Origin of the sequence: Solirubrum puertoriconensis (assembly GCF_001483135.1) — a bacterium.
GTDB classification, from domain to species: Bacteria; Bacteroidota; Bacteroidia; order Cytophagales; family Hymenobacteraceae; genus Solirubrum; species Solirubrum puertoriconensis.
In genome coordinates, this window is record NZ_LNAL01000007.1 from 280,884 (window position 1) to 300,344 (window position 19,461).

Consider the following 19,461-nt stretch of genomic DNA (forward strand, 5'->3'; position numbering starts at 1 on the left):
TTGCCATTAGAGCACGTCCCAGGTGAGCGGCGTACCAGCTTTCAGGTCGTGGCGGGCCGTGCGACCGAGCACCTGCTCGTAGAACCTGGGAGCCAGCCCATCGCCGGGGCGCACCACCCGGATGTTTTCGGCCGTAAACGGCTCCCCAAAACGAATGTCTTTGGCCACGTAGATGGAGCGCTTAAACAAGCGGCTTTTCTCTTCGGCTCGTTGCACGCCGTATTGCACCTGACCTAGGGCCTGCCAGGCGCGTTCGGTTTCGCTAACCAGTTGGGCCACTTCCTCGGGCTCAAGCGAAAAAGCTGAATCGACGCCCCCATCGGCCCGGCGCAACGTTACGTGCTTCTCCACCACGCAAGCACCTAGGGCAACAGCGGCAACGGCAGCACCTACGCCCATGGTATGATCGGATAGACCGACGAGGGTATCGGGGAAGAGTTGCTGCAAGTGCGGAATGGTACGCAGGTTGGTATTTTGGGGCGTAGCAGGGTAAGTGCTGGTGCATTTCAACAGCACTAGGTCGCGGCAGCCGGCGCTGCGGAGCACATCTACCGCTTCGGCTACTTCGGCTAGCTTGCTAGCGCCTGTGCTCATAATTACGGGCTTGCCCGTAGCGGCTACCCGGCGCAGCAAGGGCCAGTCGGTATTCTCAAAGGAGGCAATTTTATAGGCCGGCACATCGAGCGTTTCCAGAAAATCGACGGCTGTTTCATCGAACGGTGAGCTGAACGCCAACATTCCATGCTGCCGGGCACGGTCGAACAGGATCTGATGCCATTCCCAGGGAGTGTGCGCCTCTTCGTAGAGCTCGTACAGCTCGCGGCCGTACCACAACGAGCTGGGGTCTTCGATGCGGTGCGCTCCGCGCAGCGTCATGGTTTCGGCGGTGTACGTCTGTAGCTTAATAGCGTGTGCACCAGCTGCGGCCATGGCATCCACGATGGCCAAACCACGCTCCAACGACTGGTTGTGGTTGCCGCTGAGCTCGGCAATGATGAGGGGCGGCTGATCGGGGCCAATCAGGCGGGAGCCAATCTGTATGTTCATTCCGCTGAGGGAGGAATACTATTGTTGTAGGGTAGGAGTATAAGCATCTTCGGCAACAACCACCGAAGGTGCTGGTTCACCCAGGTTCGAAACTTTGGTGCGTATCTGCAGCACGGCCTCGGCGGTAGCTACGCGACGAATTACCACGACCGTAAGCACGGCCATGGCAATCGATAAGCTGTATTCCAGCACCAAAAGGTTGGTATAGGCCGAGCTGCCGGGTGCCGCATCGGCGCGGCTTGATACTTGAGCCGCGCCTAGGTGCAACACAAACATCAGCCACCAGGCACGCAACAGGCCGTGGGTCTGCACAGCGTCGTACGCCAGCAGTTGAGTGTGGCGCCATACTTCCTTCATCATGCTGTAGGGCCTGAAGAAGCTTACAATTGGTACAAACCAAGCACCGGCCGCCCAGCCATCGGAATACTGCGTTGGCTCGCCGGCCCGCGCAATATTGGCATAAGCTCTGCGAAACCAGCGAATCAAAAACACATAGCTGGCAATGCGAATAAGCAGGTAAAGAATTGCGAACGAAAAAACGCCTAAGCCCAGCAGGTTTAGCTCGTCTTCGGCGGTTGCATACACCGATTGCGGATTGGCAGCGTCGAGCAAGCCCAGCAGCATGTTGAGGCCGGCCGCAACGGCCGTTAGAACGAAAAACCAGACTGCCTGGGTGGCGCGCTGGCTGTTGTCACGAATCATAAAGAGAGGTAGAGCAGGTTTAGAACACCCACGCAAAAGTAACCGATTCGGGGTGGCTTGCCTCGGCTTCCGACAGCTCCGTAAAACCAGCTCGGCGGAACGACTTAAGCGAAGCTTCGTTGCGCAGCTGCACATGGCCCAACACACGCTTTACCTGCGGCTGCAACTGCTGCACGGCCTCGGTGCCGGCAACGAGCAGCGGCGCCGAAAGGCCACGGCCGCGGTGTTCGGCCGCAATCTGGTAGCTAAGAGTGGCGTCGGGGCCTGCTAGAGCGAAGCGAATGAGCCCTTGGGGGCTGTTGGTTGCAGCATCTTCGGCAATAAGCAACACGGTCTCGGGGTTGCCCAGGCGGCTGGCAAACCAAGCCTCGTGCTCGGCGCGCCCGATGGGGTTGGGATTGAAGGAGAATTGCCGAACCGTCGGGTCGTTGCTCCAGGAAAAAAGCAAATCGGAGTCGGCAGCGGTTACTTGGCGCAAGCCGAACGCGCGAGCTGGTAGCTGCAGGGCTGCAAAGGCCTGCCGCAGGCGCTGCGGAGCAAGTCCGTCAAACTGGCGCCGTTGTGCAAGGCGCATTTGTTCTGATAAACGGCCCGCTTCGGGTGAGGTAAGCACGTTAGTAGCTGCGTGGAAAGGCAAAGCCAACCCCGAGCTGCGCAAAAACAGATCGATGTCGTGTTGGTTATCGGCCACAGGCTGTACAAACAGCAACCCGCCCCCAGCCGCGCAGTACTCGTAGCTGATGGTGCTGGGCGAGCAAACCGCTGTGCCGCATTGTTGCATCAGGGTGCACAGTTCGGCGGCGCCTAGGTTGCGGTGCAGCAACAGGCGTGGTTGGTCGTTGGCCCAGTTTTGCAGCGCCTCCCAGCCAGCAAAGGCGCTGCCCACTACGGCGTGTACCTGCCGAATGGGCTCAAGCTCGAGCAACATATGGGTAATGCGCTGGGTTTGCTGCGTAGGGTCGGCGCCACCTAGGCAAACCAATACCGTGTGTGCCGATGGTGCTTCGGCGGTTGCTTGTTGAGCTGCTTGCTGAAAAGCCGGCCGCAGCGGCGCGTAGCGCGGCCCCGATAGCACCCGCGCACCGGGCTGGCGCAGTTCATAATCCTTGGCCGAAATACCACCGGCAGGGTTGATGATGAGGTCGGCGGCCTGCGGGAAGGTGTGCAGGTCGTCGATGTACACCAGGCGGGCTACGTGGGGGCGCAGGACTTGCTGGTAATTGTACTCAAAGCCGTAGCCATCGAGCACTAGTACATCGGTGGGCTGCAGCACTTGCTGCGCTAGCCAGGCCGGCTCGCCCTCGTAGGGCATGGGCGGCGCTTCCACTACCTCGTTACAGGTGGCGCGCAGCAACTGCAGCAGCTCGGGCCAGGGTTCCTGCACCACAAATACGGTTTGGTACTGCTCGCCCAGGATATCGGCTAGGGCAAGCAACCGCATTACGTGGCCCAAGCCAATGCGTGGGTTGCCATCGGCACGAAATACCAACCGGGACGAAGCAGTAGCAACCATAGCTTACACTTTTACTTGCGAGTTCTGATCGTTGATGTGCACCAACCACGGGTGCTGCTTAAGTAGCTCGCCCGCCTCTGCCAGATCAAAGCCCGACGGCAAAGTGCTGAAAAGAAGATGCAGCAAGGCGTAGTCACTCGGGTAATCGAGGGTAAGCCGTAAGGTAGTTGGTACTTCGGCCATTCCGAAGTCGAGCGTCTGCAGCCGGAACAGTTCGGGGTGCCGACGAAGATAGGGAGTTACGTGCTCACGCTCTTCGGGTGCTGTGGCCTGCGCAAAAGCTGTTGCTAGTGCCTGCTGGTTGACTACCTCGAGGTTGGTACCTAGGGGCAAGCCGGTGGTAAGGGTATAATCGGCACCGGCTGCGAGGTGAGCTAATATGGCGCGGTCGAGGTAACCGGGGTCGATGGCCGGGTTATCAGCAGTTAGGCGAACCACCACATCAAGCTGATGCGCAACTGCGGCTTCGTGAAAGCGGCGGAGCACATCTTGTTCGTCGCCGCGGTAAACGACTACCTCACTAGCTTGCGCGGCGTTAGCAATGGCGTCGTCGGCAAGCAGGGTAGAGGTAGCCACTACTACAAGGTGCACCTGCTCGGCGGCCTGAGCCCGGGCTATTACATGGCCTAGCACAGAGGTAGCGCCACCCAGCGGCAGCGGCAACAGCGCCTTGCCGGGCAGGCGCGTCGAGCCCATGCGGGCCTGCACCAAAGCGCCCACGCGGGGCGAAATTAGCGTATGGTCCATCCGCCGTCGACAACCAAGTTGTGCCCCGTTACGAAATCAGAGGCGCTGGAGGCCAGAAACACGAAGGCACCGGCTAGGTCCTGTGGTTGCCCGATCCGGCCCAGCGGAATGCGCTGCTCCAGTTGCTGCATAAACTCGGGGTGCTGCTGCACTCCGGGGCTTGGAAATGCGCCCGGCGTCACGCAGTTTACCTGGATATTTTGTGGACCCAGGTAGGAAGCAAAGTACTTAGTAAGCTGAATAACGCCCGCTTTGGCCGCACCGTAGTGCGGCGGATTGGTAAACTGAGGAGTTGCCTCGTAAGCTGCAAAATCGGGTGCTACCACGCCGTACATCGAGGCTACATTGATGATTTTACCGGCGCCCCGCTCGCGCAGGTAGGGCAGCACCTCGCGTATGCAGCGGTAGGCACTGCCCAACGACCCATCGAGGCCAAACGCAAATTCGTCGTCGGTGAGGGCGTCGGGCTGATTACCTCGGCTGTAAAAGGCGTTGTTCACGAGCACGGCCGGCAAGCCCAGTTGCGCCCGCACCTGGGCATAAGCTTCTTTTACCGACTCCGTATTGGCTACGTCGCATCTCTGAAAGTGCAGGTTTTCAAGCTCGGGGAAAGCCTCTGCAAAAGAGTCTTCGTTGCGACCGAGTACCATCACTTTAGCTCCGTGGGCGGCAAGCCCAAGCACAACGGCCTTGCCGAGGTGCCCGTAGCCGCCGGTTACCATCACCACCTGCTCGTGCAGCGAAAACATGTTTGCGTAAGACGCTAGCGCTGGGTTGGCCATGCGTAAGGGAGAATGTACGTGTCGGTAGGTTCGGCTAAGGCCTGCAGCTGCTCACGCAGTTGCTCGACCTGGGCTAAGTAAGCGCCCGCGGCAAGGTTGGCTTGCAGGTTTTCGGGCGAATCTACGCCAATAACCACGCGTGCCATGCCCGGCGCGGTTGCTGCAAACAGTAGCAGTCCAGCTTCGAGCGGGATACCAGCTTCGGCAAGCATCGCACGCATCTGCACCAGCTTAGGCCTCAGCGGCTCAAAAAAAGACGGCAGCGTATGCAGCGGGCGCAGCAACAAGCCCTGCAGAAACGCCGAACGACCATGCACTTCTATCCCGGCATTGGCTAAATGCGGCAACAGCGCGGCAAAGCGCTGGTCGAGCACGTTGTATGGCACTTGCAGCAGCTGCGGTTTGTAGCCATGCTCGAGTAGCCACTCGGCTTGCCAAGGGTGGTACAGCGAAATGCCGATGCGCTGGGTATAATCGGCAGCTTGGGCTGCTAGCAACCCTTGCCAAGCCTCGGGTTGTTGCTGAAAGGCCCCGAAGTCGTGAAACAGCACCCCATATACCTGCGGTTGCTGCAAGCGAGACAAAGAGGCCTGTACCGAGCTGAGCACCTCGGCCGCCGAAGCGGCACCTACCTTGGTTACCAGCTCAAAAGCCCCTGTCGGCTGCTTGCTTAGCCAATGTCCCAAGCGGGCTTCGCTGTCGCCGTAAGCCGCAGCGGTATCCAGCAAGGGAACCCCGGCGGCATGGGCGTCGGTGAGGATATGTTGCAGCACCGCATCAGTGGGCCGACCTAGGGTGTTGTTGATGCCATACGCCAAGCCAAACTGCGCAGTACCTAGAACAAGCCGCTCCGTAAACGCCTCGGCCGTCATCATGCCCCTATAAACTCCCGCACGCTCGCAATAACGTACTGCTGTTCCTCATCGGTGAGGGAAGGAAACATGGGCAGGCTTAAGCAACGGGCATAGTACGCTTCGGCTATCGGAAAGTCGCCGCGCTGCCAGCCAAGTTGTTGGTAATAAGGCATGGTGTGCACCGGAATGTAGTGCACCTGCGCAAAAATCTGCCGGGCGCGCAGAAAGTCGTAGAGCCCACGGCGGTCTTCTACCTGAATGACGTACAGGTGATAAGCATGACCAGCGGAGCCAGCCAGCGGAGTAATGCCAGCCATGCCGGCAAACGCGGCATCGTATTGCCGGGCCAGTTGGCGGCGGCGTTCCAAGCCCTCGGCGGCGCGTTGCAGCTGCGTTATGCCTAGGGCGCAGAGCATATCGGGCATGCGGTAGTTGTAACCGAGCTCTTGCATTTCGTAGTACCAACCGCCTTCGTCGGGCAGCGTGAGGCGAGCCGCGTCGCGGGTGATGCCGTGGGTACGCAGCAGCAACAGTTGCTCGTAAAGGTCGCGGCGGTTGGTGGTAATCATGCCGCCCTCGCCGGTGGCAATGTGCTTTACCGGGTGAAAGGAGAAGATGGCCAGATCGGCCAACTGCCCGTTGCCGCAGCGTTGTTGGGCGCCGTTGCTGTCGAGGAAGTAGCCGCCCGGAGCGTGGCAGGCATCCTCAATTATCCATAGGCCAAACTCGTCGGCCAGTTGGCGGGCTTCTTCCAAATTCACTGGTAAGCCGGCAAAGTCCACCGGAATCAGGCCGCTGAAGTAACCCTTGGGGTGCTGCTCCAGCAAGCGGCGTACTTGGCCTAGGTCGATGAGTGCCGTGGCTGGGTCGATATCCACGAAGTGTACTTCGCCGCCGCAGTAGCGCACGCAGTTGGCCGAGGCTGCAAACGTGATGGGTGTGGTAATGACGCGCTGGCCCGCCTGTACACCTAAGGCCAAGGCGCACAAGTGCAAGGCGGCTGTGCCGTTGCTTACGGCCACCGCGTAATCAACCCCGATGTACTCGGCAAACTGTTTTTCGAACTCGGCCACTTTCGGGCCCTGCGTCAGAAAATCAGACTGCAGTGTTTCGACAACGGCTTGAACATCGGCCTCGGTGATGTGCTGGCGGCCGTAGGGGATAGGGCGAATTACAGGAGTGCTCATGCGGTTTCAAAGATAGGCGGCTCGCTTCTTAGCTGAACGCCATTTCCATAGGGGTTGGCTAGTTCCTTTAACAACGAAGGCCCGCGTGTTGGCGGGCCTTCGTTGTGGCAATGAGAAATGAACCTAGGCGGTAAACTCCGGATCGACGTGCAGGCGAATCTCCTCACGCAGCTGCTCGGCCGAAAGCCATTCGGTGTTGTTGGCCGAGTCGTAGTGGAAGCCTAATGGCACACGCTTGCCGCCGAAGTGCTGGATAAACTTCTCTTCGCTCCACGGCGGGGTGGAGGGCAGAATGACGTAGTACTTCTCCAGCTCCACCGTGCTTAGGGCATCGGTTTCGGTAATCATTTCTTCGTGCAGCTTCTCGCCGGGCCGGATGCCCACAATCTTCTGCTCGCAATTGGGAGCAATGGCCGTGGCCAACTCCGTGATTTTGTACGAAGGAATCTTCGGCACGAAGATTTCGCCGCCCCACGCGTGCTCCAGCGCGTACAGCACTAGGTCAACGCCTTCTTCAAGCGAAATGTTGAAGCGCGTCATGTCGGGGTGGGTAATGGGCAGCACGCCTTTTTGGCGCTCCTGCAAGAAAAACGGCACCACCGAGCCGCGCGAGCCAATTACGTTGCCGTAGCGCACCACCGAAAAGCGCAAGTCGCGCGAGCCTTTCATGTTGTTGGCCGCCACGAACAGCTTATCCGAGCAGAGCTTGGTAGCGCCGTAGAGGTTGATGGGCGCGGCGGCTTTGTCGGTGCTCAATGCTACCACGTCTTTCACGCCGCAGTCGAGAGCGGCATTAATCACGTTTTCAGCCCCGAAGATGTTCGTTTTGATGCACTCCATCGGGTTGTACTCGGCGGCGGGCACCTGTTTCAGGGCCGCGGCGTGTACAATGATATCGATGCCCTCGCAGGCGCGCTTCATGCGTTCGGCGTCGCGCACGTCGCCGATGAAGTAGCGCATTGCGGGGTATTTGCTCTGCGGAAACTGCTGAGCCATTTCGTACTGTTTCAGCTCATCGCGCGAAAACACCACGAGGCGCTTCACCTGAGGGTACCGATCAAGCACCAGCTGCACGAACTGTTTGCCAAACGAACCGGTGCCGCCGGTCAGCAGAATAGATTTATGGTTGAGGTCGAGGGCCATGCCTTGCGTTTTGTGGCTTGCCGACCTAGGCCGGCAAGGGCGCAAAAGTAGGCAATCGGGGCGGGGTTTGCGTAGTTTTGCAGGCACGTACCCACGTCGTAAGTTATCCTGAGCGCAGCGAAGGACCTTGCGACGCGGGTACGGCTGACGTCGGATAACTACCGTCTGACGTGATAAGGTCCTTCGCTGCGCTCAGGATGACAGTTGCACCCCCTATTTTTCCCGATCCCGTCAAGCTCGTTATCTGGGACCTCGACGATACCTTTTGGCGCGGTACACTGTCGGAGGGCGAAGTGGAAGCCATAACCGACAACGTGGAGCTGGTGCGCGCAACCGCGGCCCGGGGCATCATTCACACCATCGTCAGCAAAAACGACCTAGGGCCCGTTGAGGCGAAACTTACCGAGCTGGGCGTGCGCGAGTTGTTTGTGTTTCTGCGGGTAAGCTGGCAGCCCAAAGGCCCCATCATCAAGCAATTGCTTGAAGACATGCAGCTGCGGGCGCCCAATGCCTTGTTCCTCGATGATAACTCGATGAACCGGGCCGAGGCGTTGCACTACAACCCCCAGCTGCAAGTGGCCGACCCCGCCGATTTGCCCCGCCTGGCCCCGCAACTACTCACCTTGGGTAAACCCGACCCGAGCTACGCGCGCTTGGAGCAGTACCGCCTGCTCGAGCGGCAGCAGCAAGCCCGCGCCGAGTACCAAGGCGACAACCTCGCTTTTCTGCGCGATGCCCAGGTGCAGGTGGAGGTGCGCGAAGGTGCTGAAGCTCTGCGCCCCGACCTAAGCCGCATCGACGAGCTGATTAACCGCTCCAACCAGCTGAACTACACCAAGCGCCGGGCAGCGGTGCCCGAGCTGGAAGCCAGCTTTGCCAATGCAGCGTTGCGTTGGGGCACTGTGCGCGTGCACGACCGTTTCGGCGATTACGGCTTGGTGGGCGTGTATTGCCTGAACATCCAAACCAACGAGTTGGAGCAATTCACGTTCAGCTGCCGCATCCTGCACCTAGGCGTTGAGCAGTGGACCTACGCGCACCTAGGCTATCCGCAGCTCAAGGTGCAAGCCGACGTAGCTACCCAACTCAACAATACCAATAAGCCCGACTGGATAACGCTGGCAGCGCACAGCCCCATCGAGGATGTGTCGCAGCACAAGTCAGCCAAGCCTCGCCTTCGCATTCTGCTCAAGGGAGGCTGCGACCTAGGGCAACTGACACCGTATCTGCAGACTTACCAGGTCGACGTGGTAGAGGACTTTAACTACGTCAACGCGAACCAGATTCCGGTGCACACCGAGCACACGGAGCTGTTGCGTCTCAGCCGCACATTGGCCTCCGAAGAACAGCAACGGCTGGTCTTATCACTTCCATTTCTGGATGCCGAAGCCTTCCGGCCGCTGCTGTGGCAGGGGGGCTTCGATGCCGTGGTGTACAGCCCACTGATGGACTATACCCAGGACTTGTACCGCGAAAACAGCACCGGTATTGCCATTCCCTTCGGCGGTTATCAAAACCTAACCACCGTCGATCCGCAGCAGCAGGCGCAGCGTTACCAGCAGCGCAAGTTTAGCGGCATGGATGAAGGTTTTCTGCAGCGTTTTCAGCAGGCGTTTACTTACCAGGGGCCGCTCACACCCGAGCAGTTTCAGCAGAACCTCGCGTGGCTGCGCGAGCAACTACCCACGGGCGTGCCCTTGTTGCTGCTAACGGGCGCGGAGGTAGAAATACCTGGTTCAGTGGAAGCAGGCGCGACTGAGCGCCACCGGCTGATGAACCAAGCTCTGGTAGAGTTCGTGGAACGCACGCCGAATTGCTACCTCATCGATGTGCGCGTCATCGTCGAAACTCGAGCCGATGTCACCAATAACATCCGCCATTACCAGCGCCCGCACTACAAGGCTTTGGCCGAAATGCTAGCCGATGTGCTGGCACAATGGCAAGGTCAAAAGCTCAACCGCTCAACCCTAGGTCGGCTGCGCGCCGGTCTGCTCGATGCGCTGCCCAAGCCCGTGCGGAAAGTGTGGGAGCGGCTGAAGTCGTAGCGCTGTAGCGCGGACTTTGTAGTCCGCAGCCCACAGATAGCAATACATCAACGCTAGTACGCCTGGTAGTTCTTTCGATAGAGAATACTATCCGGGGACGCGGACTACAAAGTCCGCGCTACAGCATTGTTATCCCCTTATCAGCCCCGCCAACCGCTGTGTAAGCGCGCGGCGCGAATACCGCGAGTGGCTAAAGGCTGGCAGATCCAAATTCGGGTTCTGCAGCCAGGCACTTACCAGCTGCTCCAGGTGCTCCTGCATGTCGCGCCGGTCGTCGTAACCGAATGCTACGCCTGCGTGGCTTTCGTCGAGAATGTGGGCGGCGTCGCTGGCTGTTGGGCCGATGCAGATAATCGGCTTATTGGCAGCCATGTACTCGAACAGCTTACCCGGCAAGATGCCTAGGTTGTGCGGCACATCGGGAATGGCCAGCAGCAAGGCGGTGCTACGTAGCAGGTAGCCTACAGCTTGATCGTGGGGCACAAACTCAAGCAAGTCGGTGCGGTCTTGCAGGCCAGTCTGGGCAATTTGCCGCTCTACTTCTTTGCCCACCCGGCCCACAAAGCGCAGCCGCAACGGCACCTCAGAATGGCGCTGGACGCAGGCCGCAACTTCCTCTAAAAAGGGCTGCACGTGGTATTGGCCTGTAATAGTGCCCACGTAAGTAATAAGCAGCTGATCGGCGGGTGGGGCAGAGGGCAGCCGGAAGTCGGCCTCGTCGTAGCCGTTGGGCAGCACCACAAACTTGTTGGTAGGCAGGCCAGATGCTTTGCCCAACAGCAAGCGGCGCGTATCCGAGCTGGTGGTGATGACCACATCGGCGCCCTCGAGCACTTGCCGCTCGTAGCGGGCATCGATGCGGCGGGCCAGGGCCGTGCGGTGCAGGGCTTGATTGTAGTAAATATCCGTCCAAGGGTCGCGCATGTCGGCCAGCCAGCGCAAGCCGTAGCGGCGTTTCAGCTCTAGGCCGATAAGCTGCGTAGAGTGGGGCGGCGACGAAGTAAGCACGGCATCAAACCGCTCACCGGCTTGCATCAGCTCTTCTACTTGGCGCAACACAAAGCGGTTCCAGCCCCGGCGCGGGTCGGGCAAAAAGAGGTTGCCGCGCACAAACCGGGCAGCTCGTTGGGCAAAAGAAGGGCGGCCTTCGTTGGCAAAGCCACCGTGCGGAATAGGCCGGTTGGTCAGTTTCTGGTAAGCACCAAATGGCTCAAGCGTGCCCGTGCGCAGCACTCGTACGCTGGCCGGCACGTCGGCTTCCAGCGAAGCATCCAAAACGGGGTAGGCCGCTACCTCCGGGTCAACGGTGATTACCGTGGGCTCCACGCCCATTTCGGGCAGGTGCTTAACCCATTTCAGACAGCGTTGCACGCCTGCCCCGCCCGATGGAGGCCAGTAGTAGGTAATGACCAGCAAACGAAGCGGTGCGGGCACGGCAAGGCACTTTTTGGTGTTACTGAAACGCGAAAGTAAACCACCGAACCGGCATTCATGGTTTTGTGGCTATTTTTGTGCTTGGTACCGGGTAAGCAGCTCCTCCTACGGAGTGCGCGAGCGGCACCAGGCTCTCAGCCCGAAGCATTCTTTTGCTACGCACAACCCATGTTTGATAATTTATCTACCAAGCTCGACCGCGCCTTCAAAACCCTGAAGGGCCAAGGCAGCATCACCGAAATTAACGTTGCCTCGACCGTTAAGGAAATCCGCCGCGCGCTGGTTGATGCCGACGTAAACTATAAGGTGGCCAAAGAAGTCACCGACAAGATTAAGGACGAGGCCATGGGCCGCGAGGTACTCACCGCAGTATCGCCGGGCCAGCTCATGGTGAAAATCGTGTACGACGAGCTGACCCAACTGATGGGCGGCGAAAAGCAGGACATCGTCATTAAAGGCGAACCTGCTGTGGTGCTGCTGTCGGGTTTGCAGGGTTCGGGTAAAACCACCTTCGCCGGCAAGCTCGCGTCGTTTATCAAAAAGCAAAACCGCACCGTACTGCTAGTGGCTGCCGACGTGTACCGTCCGGCCGCTATCGACCAGCTGAAGGTGCTCGGCGAGCAAATCGGCGTGGAGGTGTACTCCGAAGTGGAGAACAAAAATCCCGTTCAGATTGCGCAAAACGCCATTCAGTTTGCGAAGCAGAACAATAAGAAAGTAGTCATCATTGACACCGCCGGCCGCTTGGCCGTGGATGAGGAAATGATGCGCGAAATCGAGCAGGTGAAGCGCGCCATCAACCCGAGCGAAACCTTGTTCGTGGTTGACTCGATGACCGGCCAGGACGCCGTGAACACGGCTAAGTCGTTCAACGAGCGCATCAACTTCGATGGCGTGGTGCTCACCAAGCTCGACGGCGACGCCCGCGGCGGTGCTGCCCTCTCGATTCGCGCCGTGGTGGAGAAGCCCATCAAGTTCATCTCGACGGGTGAAAAGATGGAGGCGCTCGACTTGTTCTACCCCGATCGTATGGCCCAGCGTATCCTGGGCATGGGCGACGTAATCTCGCTGGTAGAGCGCGCCCAACAGCAGTTCGACGAGGAGGAGGCCAAGCGCATCAACCAGAAAATCCGCAAAAACCAGTTCAACTTCGACGACTTTCTCTCGCAGCTCGAGCAGATCAAGAAGATGGGCAACCTGAAGGATCTGGTGGGCATGATTCCGGGCATGGGCAAGGCCATGAAAGACGTGGAGATTGACGACGACGCCTTCAAGCCGATCGAAGCCATCATCCGCTCGATGACCCCGCAGGAGCGCGCCAACCCTGATTTGCTCAACGGTTCGCGCCGCAAGCGCATTGCCGCTGGTTCGGGCCAGGGCATTCAGCAGGTAAACAACCTGATGAAGCAGTTCGATGAAATGCGCAAGATGATGCGCACTATGAACAAGATGAGCCAGACCAAAGGCGGTATGCTGCAAATGGCCCGCATGATGGGCATGCGCCGCTAAGCCTCGCGCGAACTCAAAAGCCAACGGGCCCGGATGCAACATGCGTCCGGGCCCGTTGGCTTTATGCTTATTGTAAACAAACTAGAGAGTTCCTTGCGGCCGCCGGCCAGCGGCTATGTCGGCCAATTGAGCCGGGGCATAGGGAGCAGAACATACTTGCGCTTCCGAATGAAAAACTCGAAAAAGGGTAAATACATACCGCATTCGCTCCTTGATACGCGTCCAATCATGGGCAGCAGTGCCCGAATGAGGTACTACTGCGTCGACGGCAGTGCCGCCCACGGTGCGAAGTAATGCAAGGGGACCGTGTTTTTGGTCAGAAAGATTGGGTAGCTGCAAAGCCGCTTCTTGTAAGGGAACGTCTTGCGCCACAGCTAGGCGTCTAGCGCCAATGTCAAACTGGAGGAGGCGCTTGGTAACGCAACGCCGAATGATGAGCGGCATGGCGCCGCGGATGTACGGCTCCAAGCGCAGATGCTCGTGCCACACGGCAAAGCAGTTGCCCAGCTAAGTAGCCCGCTGCTTTTCGGCAGGAGTAAGGACCGTTAAGGCTTCAAAGTATTGAGTAAAGGCATAGCGCAGCAGATTGGGGGACCCAGAGCGCCCCGCAGGTATGTCGGCCAAAAATAACTCAAGGTCGCTGGACTGAATCTTCTGGAGGGAGCCAAACTGGCGAATGAACCGGACAGTTTGCATGCCGATATCCTCAAGTACTGTGCGGTTGCCGCCCAGAATCAGCTGAGCAGAAATTCGCCGACTACGGCTTATGACGTACCTGCCAGCAGCCACACCACAGCCTAGGCCGAGCAGAGCCGCAGCAGGCAGTAATAGCACTGGAAAGCTCAACAACCAACCACATCCCATGCCTACAAGTCCGCCCACAAAGCCGCCCACCGCGGTGCCATCACGTCTGGCTTGGTCCAGATCTTCTTGGCGGATAGTCACGCCTGCTTTCCTGGAGCCCCATACCGCCCAGGAGTGAAAATTAGCTCCAGCTTCAGCACCCAAAAGAGCTTCCATTGCTTGTGCGAGCAGGTAATGACAACGCGTAATGCATAGGTTAGCTAGTACTGGGTCTGAGATTTTAAGAGCTGACTGAATCTCTGCTTCAAGCTCATTTGCACTCAGAGTGGTAGGTGTGTCGGGCATTATTTGATATGAAGGGTCATGGAGGATTCTAGTAGCTTAAGGTATAGCAAAAGGCTTATAATCCGAGGCTGCTTCCGCCGAATGCTAACAGCCCGACCACACCTGTAGTCGGGCTGTTGCTAAGTATGGCTATTGTTGAGCCTAACTAGTAATCGGTACGGCCTTCGTGTTTCTCCCAGGCCTGAAAACCTGCAATGGCCTCATCACGCAGCAACTGCTCCATCGGAATCTGCCGGTCGGAGAGGGGCTTCTCGATTTCGTCGTAGATGAACTGGTCATCGAAGCCGATGGCGGCGGCATCTTGCTTGGTGTTGCCATAGAACACCCGCCGAGGGCGCGCCCAGTAAATGGCACCTAGGCACATGGGGCACGGTTCGCAGGAGGTATACAGGTCGCAGCCGTCGAGCTGGAAAGTGCCGAGCTCCTTGCACGCTTTGCGGATTGCATCAACCTCGGCGTGGCAGGTGGGGTCGTTGGTGCTGGTTACCTGGTTAAAACCGCGGGCAATGATGCGGCCGTCCTTCACGATTACCGCACCAAACGGGCCACCGTGGCCGGCTTGCATTTTCTCTATTGAGAGGCGAATGGCCTCGCGCATGAATTCGGGATTGGGAGTGTCCATAGCTAGGTACTGAACGGGAAAAGGCTGCAAAAGTACACGTCTCGTTGCAATACTGCCGTTTCAAGGTTTTGTCCTGCTTACGGCGCAGCGAAAAAAATCTAAGCTAAGATGAACAAGATGGGCACCAACTGAAATGTATGTCTGTTATGACGTGACGTTCTTTCGCAGCAAAGCATTGATGCAACTTTTTAGGGCATTAATTGCTCTTGAAGTAGGAATCAGAGGCACAGAGCACATTTTTTTAAGCAAAATGTTTCTGGCACGAAGATTGTCTTTACCTTTGTGAAAGAATAGTTTTTTAGGTGTTTTGGTTGTGGAAAAGAGGCGGTGCTATGCTCCGCCTTTTTTTATTGCCTCAAAATCAGCGTTTTGACGCAATCAAGGCCGTTTTTACAGGGTAACAAATAGAGGTCTGTACTGAAGTATGTACTGAACTCTGTACTGAAACCCGCGAAATCAGTACAGACTTACACCCCGTCAGTACAGAGTCCGGGCGCCCTGAGTTTTGTGTTTTATCTTTAAATCCTACTATTCAGGTTCTCCGGAACTTGATATTCCTGAGTTATGAACCGAATGGAAGAAAGGCTGGCTAAGGCAGCGGCCTACGAACGCGAAGAAGCACGGCGGGAGCTGGAGGCTAAGGCTGACTTGATAGCAGCATTCAAGGAACATTGTGCCCAGTACGATGTCATCCTGACCGACGAACATTTTAGTTACCAGGACCGCATCGGTGTCGTGGCTACGTACCCCAATCTGGTACACCTCATTTGCCCAGAACTACCACGTGATAAAGATGGCTTGACTAGCTACGGGGAGTTACGTAGCCTCTATAAGTGTCACCCTTTCGCAGCCGGGTACTTCTTCGGGGAGAAGTTTGTGTTAATGGCACATACGTACTTCCGTCGGGGGTACCTTGGGGTAACCAACTGGGCGCCAAACTTTCTTGGCTACTTCGGCGCCACGGATGACCCTGCTATTGTTTCAAAGCTTGCCCTGGACAACGACAGGGTAAGGGTTAACGTCGATACTAGTGCATACCTAGAGCTTGATGCTTGGTACGGGCCGAAATTCAATCCTGACATCCTCCAGATGGCTGACGGAATCGTTCGCCACATACCTCCGGCCTGGATGTCCGAAAACCGTATCCAGTGGTACTTCAACGGTGTTTACGCCTTGGATGTGAAGTGGAGTACCGCAGGCAACATCAAAACTTTCCAGGCGGAAGAATTCCGAACCATTGATGTTACCGTTGACCTTGACGGTGAAACCTATTTTCCAGCCAGGTACCTCCACGCAGAATTCGACCTAGAACGGAACTACTTCCGCCATTTTGACGGAGCGTTGCACCTCTACAACTTCGATGAGTACTGCGAACGCAGGGACAGCGACTTCAACTACAACGCGAAGCACAACAAACAAATCAAGTCCGGGTCACAGAAATTGTTCCGATTAGACGGTGCCTTCGGGGTAGAACTTTGGATGGAGTTAACCAGTCAGTTCCTGACGGGTAATCCACTTATTCACGAATACTTCACAGGCCGGATGCCTGAATCCTACGACCGCATTTTAGAAGCGTTGAAGAACATTCCCGAGGGAGAAGACTAGCCCAGGTAACTACGCTAGTGTGGAAAACTTTCGGTAGAGTTTTCGTTTGGCGTGGTTGGGCTTGCTGGTAACTTGCTTCTTCACTTCAACGCCACCAACGATGTTTGTCAAGCTATCTAACGGTAACCTCGTTCACACTTCGGTTATCCAACGTGTTGAGCGATATACGGCCAATGTTCCTGACCCATCCTTACCGGATACCCGTACCGAGTCGGAAAAGCACTGGGGATGGGATGAAGACAAGCGCCCGAAGGTTAACCGTCCAGGTATCCGGGTAGTGATGGGTGAAAATCTAGTGTTCAGTCCTTACTTCAACACCGAGGCAGAACGGGAAGCCGAAATGTCACGGTTGGAAAGCGCCCTGTTGCCCGCAACGAAGGCGGTGTTCCCGAACCTTGCCGTTCGGTACGAAAGCATCCAGGTAGTTCATTTCCTCTGGGAGTCTAAAATAACGGACTACGTGTTGAAGGCTTCCATTCAAACAGCCAACGCAGAACCTTACGTGATTCTTGTAACTGAAGACTTGTGGCCGATGGCTGAAGCTTTAGCGCAAGCCTTTGACCTCACCATACCGCAGAAGCCAAAAACCGTTTCCGAGATGATTCGGGAACGTTACGCCAATAAAGAATCCGACCTGCCCTGGGACACCAACACCGAGAACTAAACCTACAAACCAATGAGCACTGTACTAGCAACGTTCGGCACCTGGGAAGTGACCCCAGACGGTATCAACAGCACCCAGGAAGACCGGTATGAGTTGGGGATAGATGAAATCTTCCGCACCAACCACGAAGACGGTTACAAGGTGTGGGATTTTCCGGTCCACCTGACACACAAATCTTGGTTGCTCGGTGAGAATGATTACCGTCTTGATGAGTTCAACGAAGCGTTCAAGTATGCGCAGAAGAAGTTTGCGCATCAGCGTCCAGAAGGTACCGAGGACGTATCCGAAGCGTATACATACCAGCTCCAGCGGGATTTACGGCAGGCTATGAACCGCCGTTAACAGCCACGTCATTACACAAAAACATCCGCCGCCGCAACGTTTCCTTTCCCTGGGTTCGTGGGTATCTTGGTACACACAACAAAACCCAACCCAATGTTCATCAACATTCAGCTTTCCGAAGAGGAAAGTGTACTGGTTAACACCGCAGCCGTAAAAGCCATTTCGCCCATCGCTCCCGTTGATTCGCGTAGACTGTACGGCATTGAACTGGAGTTCATCAACCGCAAAGAGAAGAGTTACGTCATTCAGTTCAAGACCAGCGCCGAACGCGACAGGGCTTTGCAAGCTATAATCGAAGCGGTAAACCCGGATGTCTCGTTTGCTGCTGACAATGTAGAACTTCGGGAAAAGGGCTGGAACGACTAGCCGCTAATAACCAGGTACGGGTAGGGGTGATTCTTATTTATCGGTGTAAGCTATACCGATAATGACCAGAGAATTCATCCTTACCCGTACTGATTTTACCTCCGAAAGCACCATTGGAACGCTTACGCACAACGGCAAACACGTCTGTTACATCCTAGAGGATGTTGTTCGCGGCGAAGACGATGCCAAGGTTCACGGGAAAACAGCCATCCCCAGGGGCCGTTACGAAATCGTCATCACCCCGTCACCGAGGTTTAAGAAAGACTTACCCAGGCTGCTGAAGGTGCCTGGGTTCGCGGGTATCCTGATTCACTCCGGGAACTCCGCAGCGGATTCCGAAGGGTGCCTGATTACGGGCAGCGCGAAGGCGAAGAACTGGGTATCCGGTTCGAAGGTCGCACTAGCGAAACTCCAGACGATGTTGAAGACCTACCTGGACGCAGGCGAACAGTGCTTCATCACCATCCGGTAACCGCGAACATTTTTAAGAATTAAAAAAGTAGCCCCAGCCGGAAGCGATTCTGACTGGGGTTTTTTGTTGCTGCTCAGCAGCGGGGTTATTCGTCTTTGAACATTGTTCGGGTCTTCATCACCAACCACGTAGCCAGCGGAGCGAAGGCGTACAGGCGGTCAATGCCTTCGGCGGGAATGTTCAGGCCCAGGTTGATTTGCCAAGCCAGGACGAAGAGGATAACACCGATGATGAAGAACCAATACGGATGCGTTAACAGGGATTTCATAGAGGTAATAGGGTTAATTAAATGACGGAGGTTTTATCCAGGATGGTGTAGCTTCCTGGGGCGCCTGGGTTGTTGCGAACCCGGAGGTCGTAGTAGGTATTCGAGTTCGGCAGCGGCAACGTCGAAACGTGGGTGGTATTCTTCACGCCCAGGTCAACCCATTGGGAGGTACCCACGGGGCGAATCTGGAACAGCGTACTAGTAGGCGCCGGGTCACCACCGAAATCCAGTTCTATCGCGTTTCCAATGACAGGTTTATCCAGGGTGGCGTAGACTTCCACCCCAGGGTCAGCGTACCAGCAGTAACCACCGGAGTAGTCACCCTGGTAGTATATCCAGTTGCCGGTTCGCGCCCAGTTCTCGGTATCTTGCCACGACGAACCCGGCGCGTAATGTTCGGTACCGCTTCCACCTTTAATCGGGTCACCGTACAGGGTAGCAACCCGGTCATTACCGCTGAGGTCGGGCGCCGTGGTTGACGTAGCGTCTTTAAAGTCGTAACGGGCAACCAGACCGGTGTTCTGGTAGGTACCCGTCTGGATTTCCTGAGGCGTCAGAATGCGGTCATACACGCGAACATCGGCGTACTTCGCTTGGAAGATGTATTCGTTGTGGGTGTGACGGGCGTTGAAGAAGATGTTACCCGCTGTGTTCGCTCCTGTGCTGGTAAACACCAACCGAATCCATTGGTCTTCAACCAGGGTCGCGTTTAGGGCGCCGTTACCCTGGTTGATGCCGTTCACGTGGTACGCCCAGCCACCACCCACGGCAATAGACGTCGCGTAGCTTTCCGGCAGAATATCACGGGCGTCCAGCATATACCTCCAGTTACCGTCGAAGAACATCGGGTCTTCGATGCGAATCCAGAACGCCACCGTCATCACCGACATCTGGGGTACCGGAACCGTGAAGTATTCGTTGTACTCGGTGGCATTACACATCAGGTAATAGGCGTACGGTGACACCGGGGTTTGATTCCCGATGCCACTGAGCCGGTTGGAATAGTAGGT

The 19,461-nt window shown here is 56.9% G+C and carries 20 protein-coding genes; 7 read left to right on the plus strand and 13 right to left on the minus strand.

All coding sequences use genetic code 11. The features are described 5' to 3' along the window. Positions 1-6: 6 nt before the first annotated feature. The 8 genes from pseI to pseB all read right to left on the minus strand — a co-directional run bounded on the left by pseI (position 7) and on the right by pseB (position 7,975). Positions 7-1,047, minus strand: a complete 1,041-nt coding sequence (gene pseI, locus ASU33_RS11640; RefSeq protein ID WP_059071017.1) for a pseudaminic acid synthase — start codon at positions 1,045-1,047, stop codon at positions 7-9. An 18-nt stretch (positions 1,048-1,065) separates the two neighbouring features. After that, positions 1,066-1,749, minus strand: a complete 684-nt coding sequence (locus tag ASU33_RS11645) for a DUF4328 domain-containing protein (RefSeq protein ID WP_059071018.1) — start codon at positions 1,747-1,749, stop codon at positions 1,066-1,068. Between the two features lie 19 nt (positions 1,750-1,768). After that, on the minus strand, positions 1,769-3,262 hold the full coding sequence (gene pseG / locus ASU33_RS11650; RefSeq protein ID WP_078063078.1) for a UDP-2,4-diacetamido-2,4,6-trideoxy-beta-L-altropyranose hydrolase: 1,494 nt from the start codon (positions 3,260-3,262) through the stop codon (positions 1,769-1,771). A gap of 3 nt (positions 3,263-3,265) precedes the next feature. Continuing rightward, complete coding sequence (locus tag ASU33_RS11655; protein WP_059071020.1) at positions 3,266-4,009, minus strand: cytidylyltransferase domain-containing protein; 744 nt, start codon at positions 4,007-4,009, stop codon at positions 3,266-3,268. After that, positions 3,994-4,758, minus strand: coding sequence for an SDR family NAD(P)-dependent oxidoreductase (locus ASU33_RS11660; RefSeq protein WP_216818565.1), 765 nt, complete (start codon positions 4,756-4,758; stop codon positions 3,994-3,996). The genes ASU33_RS11655 and ASU33_RS11660 overlap by 16 nt, the downstream gene beginning before the upstream one ends. A 14-nt stretch (positions 4,759-4,772) precedes the next feature. After that, the gene (locus ASU33_RS11665; RefSeq protein ID WP_078063079.1) at positions 4,773-5,666 is read right to left on the minus strand and encodes an aldo/keto reductase; all 894 of its coding nucleotides are present in this window, start codon (positions 5,664-5,666) and stop codon (positions 4,773-4,775) included. Beyond that, the gene (gene pseC, locus ASU33_RS11670) at positions 5,663-6,832 is read right to left on the minus strand and encodes a UDP-4-amino-4,6-dideoxy-N-acetyl-beta-L-altrosamine transaminase (RefSeq protein WP_059071022.1); all 1,170 of its coding nucleotides are present in this window, start codon (positions 6,830-6,832) and stop codon (positions 5,663-5,665) included. The genes ASU33_RS11665 and pseC overlap by 4 nt, the downstream gene beginning before the upstream one ends. Positions 6,833-6,955: 123 nt before the next feature. Continuing rightward, positions 6,956-7,975 carry a UDP-N-acetylglucosamine 4,6-dehydratase (inverting) gene (gene pseB, locus ASU33_RS11675; protein ID WP_059071023.1) on the minus strand — a complete coding sequence of 340 codons (1,020 nt, stop codon included), beginning with the start codon at positions 7,973-7,975 and terminating at the stop codon, positions 6,956-6,958. 197 nt (positions 7,976-8,172) lie between these two features. Here pseB and ASU33_RS11680 point away from each other — a divergent pair, with 197 nt between their 5' ends. Next, on the plus strand, positions 8,173-10,020 hold the full coding sequence (locus ASU33_RS11680) for a hypothetical protein (protein ID WP_059071024.1): 1,848 nt from the start codon (positions 8,173-8,175) through the stop codon (positions 10,018-10,020). 129 nt (positions 10,021-10,149) lie between these two features. Here the strand turns inward: ASU33_RS11680 and ASU33_RS11685 are convergent, their stop codons facing one another. Beyond that, the gene (locus ASU33_RS11685; protein ID WP_286130512.1) at positions 10,150-11,454 is read right to left on the minus strand and encodes a glycosyltransferase family 4 protein; all 1,305 of its coding nucleotides are present in this window, start codon (positions 11,452-11,454) and stop codon (positions 10,150-10,152) included. A 168-nt stretch (positions 11,455-11,622) separates the two neighbouring features. On the opposite strand from ASU33_RS11685, the gene ffh reads away from it, so the two are divergent. Further along, the gene (ffh, locus tag ASU33_RS11690; protein ID WP_059071025.1) at positions 11,623-12,963 is read left to right on the plus strand and encodes a signal recognition particle protein; all 1,341 of its coding nucleotides are present in this window, start codon (positions 11,623-11,625) and stop codon (positions 12,961-12,963) included. A gap of 507 nt (positions 12,964-13,470) precedes the next feature. On the opposite strand, the gene ASU33_RS11700 is transcribed toward ffh, so the two are convergent. Both ASU33_RS11700 and ASU33_RS11705 read right to left on the minus strand, forming a co-directional pair. Further along, positions 13,471-13,983: a hypothetical protein gene (locus tag ASU33_RS11700; protein ID WP_059071027.1), complete on the minus strand. Its 513-nt coding sequence runs from the start codon at positions 13,981-13,983 to the stop codon at positions 13,471-13,473. Positions 13,984-14,257: 274 nt separating this feature from the next. Continuing rightward, positions 14,258-14,734, minus strand: coding sequence for a nucleoside deaminase (locus ASU33_RS11705; RefSeq protein WP_059071028.1), 477 nt, complete (start codon positions 14,732-14,734; stop codon positions 14,258-14,260). Positions 14,735-15,298: 564 nt separating this feature from the next. Here ASU33_RS11705 and ASU33_RS11710 point away from each other — a divergent pair. From ASU33_RS11710 to ASU33_RS11730, 5 genes are all read left to right on the plus strand, one after another. Beyond that, positions 15,299-16,339, plus strand: a complete 1,041-nt coding sequence (locus ASU33_RS11710; RefSeq protein WP_059071029.1) for a hypothetical protein — start codon at positions 15,299-15,301, stop codon at positions 16,337-16,339. Between the two features lie 100 nt (positions 16,340-16,439). Beyond that, positions 16,440-17,003 carry a hypothetical protein gene (locus tag ASU33_RS11715; RefSeq protein ID WP_059071030.1) on the plus strand — a complete coding sequence of 188 codons (564 nt, stop codon included), beginning with the start codon at positions 16,440-16,442 and terminating at the stop codon, positions 17,001-17,003. A 12-nt stretch (positions 17,004-17,015) separates the two neighbouring features. Next, entirely contained in the window at positions 17,016-17,345 is a 330-nt protein-coding gene (locus ASU33_RS11720; protein ID WP_059071031.1) for a hypothetical protein, read from the plus strand. A 93-nt stretch (positions 17,346-17,438) separates the two neighbouring features. Next, positions 17,439-17,711, plus strand: a complete 273-nt coding sequence (locus tag ASU33_RS11725) for a hypothetical protein (RefSeq protein WP_059071032.1) — start codon at positions 17,439-17,441, stop codon at positions 17,709-17,711. Positions 17,712-17,772: 61 nt separating this feature from the next. Continuing rightward, entirely contained in the window at positions 17,773-18,183 is a 411-nt protein-coding gene (locus tag ASU33_RS11730) for a DUF5675 family protein (protein ID WP_059071033.1), read from the plus strand. A gap of 85 nt (positions 18,184-18,268) precedes the next feature. Here ASU33_RS11730 and ASU33_RS11735 read toward each other — a convergent pair whose 3' ends face one another. Next, entirely contained in the window at positions 18,269-18,451 is a 183-nt protein-coding gene (locus ASU33_RS11735; RefSeq protein ID WP_059071034.1) for a hypothetical protein, read from the minus strand. Positions 18,452-18,468: 17 nt separating this feature from the next. After that, positions 18,469-19,392, minus strand: coding sequence for a LamG domain-containing protein (locus ASU33_RS11740; RefSeq protein ID WP_059071035.1), 924 nt, complete (start codon positions 19,390-19,392; stop codon positions 18,469-18,471). Positions 19,393-19,461: the final 69 nt, after the last annotated feature.

Bases quoted from the DNA above. Each gene is read 5' to 3' on its own strand.
- ASU33_RS11665 (WP_078063079.1), bottom strand. From the start codon at position 5,666: ATGATGACGGCCGAGGCGTTTACGGAGCGGCTTGTTCTAGGTACTGCG.
- ASU33_RS11740 (WP_059071035.1), bottom strand. From the start codon at position 19,392: ATGTGTAATGCCACCGAGTACAACGAATACTTCACGGTTCCGGTACCC.
- ASU33_RS11710 (WP_059071029.1), top strand. From the start codon at position 15,299: ATGAACCGAATGGAAGAAAGGCTGGCTAAGGCAGCGGCCTACGAACGC.
- ASU33_RS11700 (WP_059071027.1), bottom strand. From the start codon at position 13,983: ATGGAAGCTCTTTTGGGTGCTGAAGCTGGAGCTAATTTTCACTCCTGG.
- pseB (WP_059071023.1), bottom strand. From the start codon at position 7,975: ATGGCCCTCGACCTCAACCATAAATCTATTCTGCTGACCGGCGGCACC.
- pseC (WP_059071022.1), bottom strand. From the start codon at position 6,832: ATGAGCACTCCTGTAATTCGCCCTATCCCCTACGGCCGCCAGCACATC.
- ASU33_RS11720 (WP_059071031.1), top strand. From the start codon at position 17,016: ATGAGCACTGTACTAGCAACGTTCGGCACCTGGGAAGTGACCCCAGAC.
- ASU33_RS11655 (WP_059071020.1), bottom strand. From the start codon at position 4,009: ATGGACCATACGCTAATTTCGCCCCGCGTGGGCGCTTTGGTGCAGGCC.
- ASU33_RS11705 (WP_059071028.1), bottom strand. From the start codon at position 14,734: ATGGACACTCCCAATCCCGAATTCATGCGCGAGGCCATTCGCCTCTCA.
- ASU33_RS11725 (WP_059071032.1), top strand. From the start codon at position 17,439: ATGTTCATCAACATTCAGCTTTCCGAAGAGGAAAGTGTACTGGTTAAC.
- ASU33_RS11680 (WP_059071024.1), top strand. From the start codon at position 8,173: ATGACAGTTGCACCCCCTATTTTTCCCGATCCCGTCAAGCTCGTTATC.
- ASU33_RS11645 (WP_059071018.1), bottom strand. From the start codon at position 1,749: ATGATTCGTGACAACAGCCAGCGCGCCACCCAGGCAGTCTGGTTTTTC.
- pseI (WP_059071017.1), bottom strand. From the start codon at position 1,047: ATGAACATACAGATTGGCTCCCGCCTGATTGGCCCCGATCAGCCGCCC.
- ffh (WP_059071025.1), top strand. From the start codon at position 11,623: ATGTTTGATAATTTATCTACCAAGCTCGACCGCGCCTTCAAAACCCTG.
- ASU33_RS11660 (WP_216818565.1), bottom strand. From the start codon at position 4,758: ATGTTTTCGCTGCACGAGCAGGTGGTGATGGTAACCGGCGGCTACGGG.
- ASU33_RS11730 (WP_059071033.1), top strand. From the start codon at position 17,773: ATGACCAGAGAATTCATCCTTACCCGTACTGATTTTACCTCCGAAAGC.
- ASU33_RS11735 (WP_059071034.1), bottom strand. From the start codon at position 18,451: ATGAAATCCCTGTTAACGCATCCGTATTGGTTCTTCATCATCGGTGTT.
- pseG (WP_078063078.1), bottom strand. From the start codon at position 3,262: ATGGTTGCTACTGCTTCGTCCCGGTTGGTATTTCGTGCCGATGGCAAC.
- ASU33_RS11715 (WP_059071030.1), top strand. From the start codon at position 16,440: ATGTTTGTCAAGCTATCTAACGGTAACCTCGTTCACACTTCGGTTATC.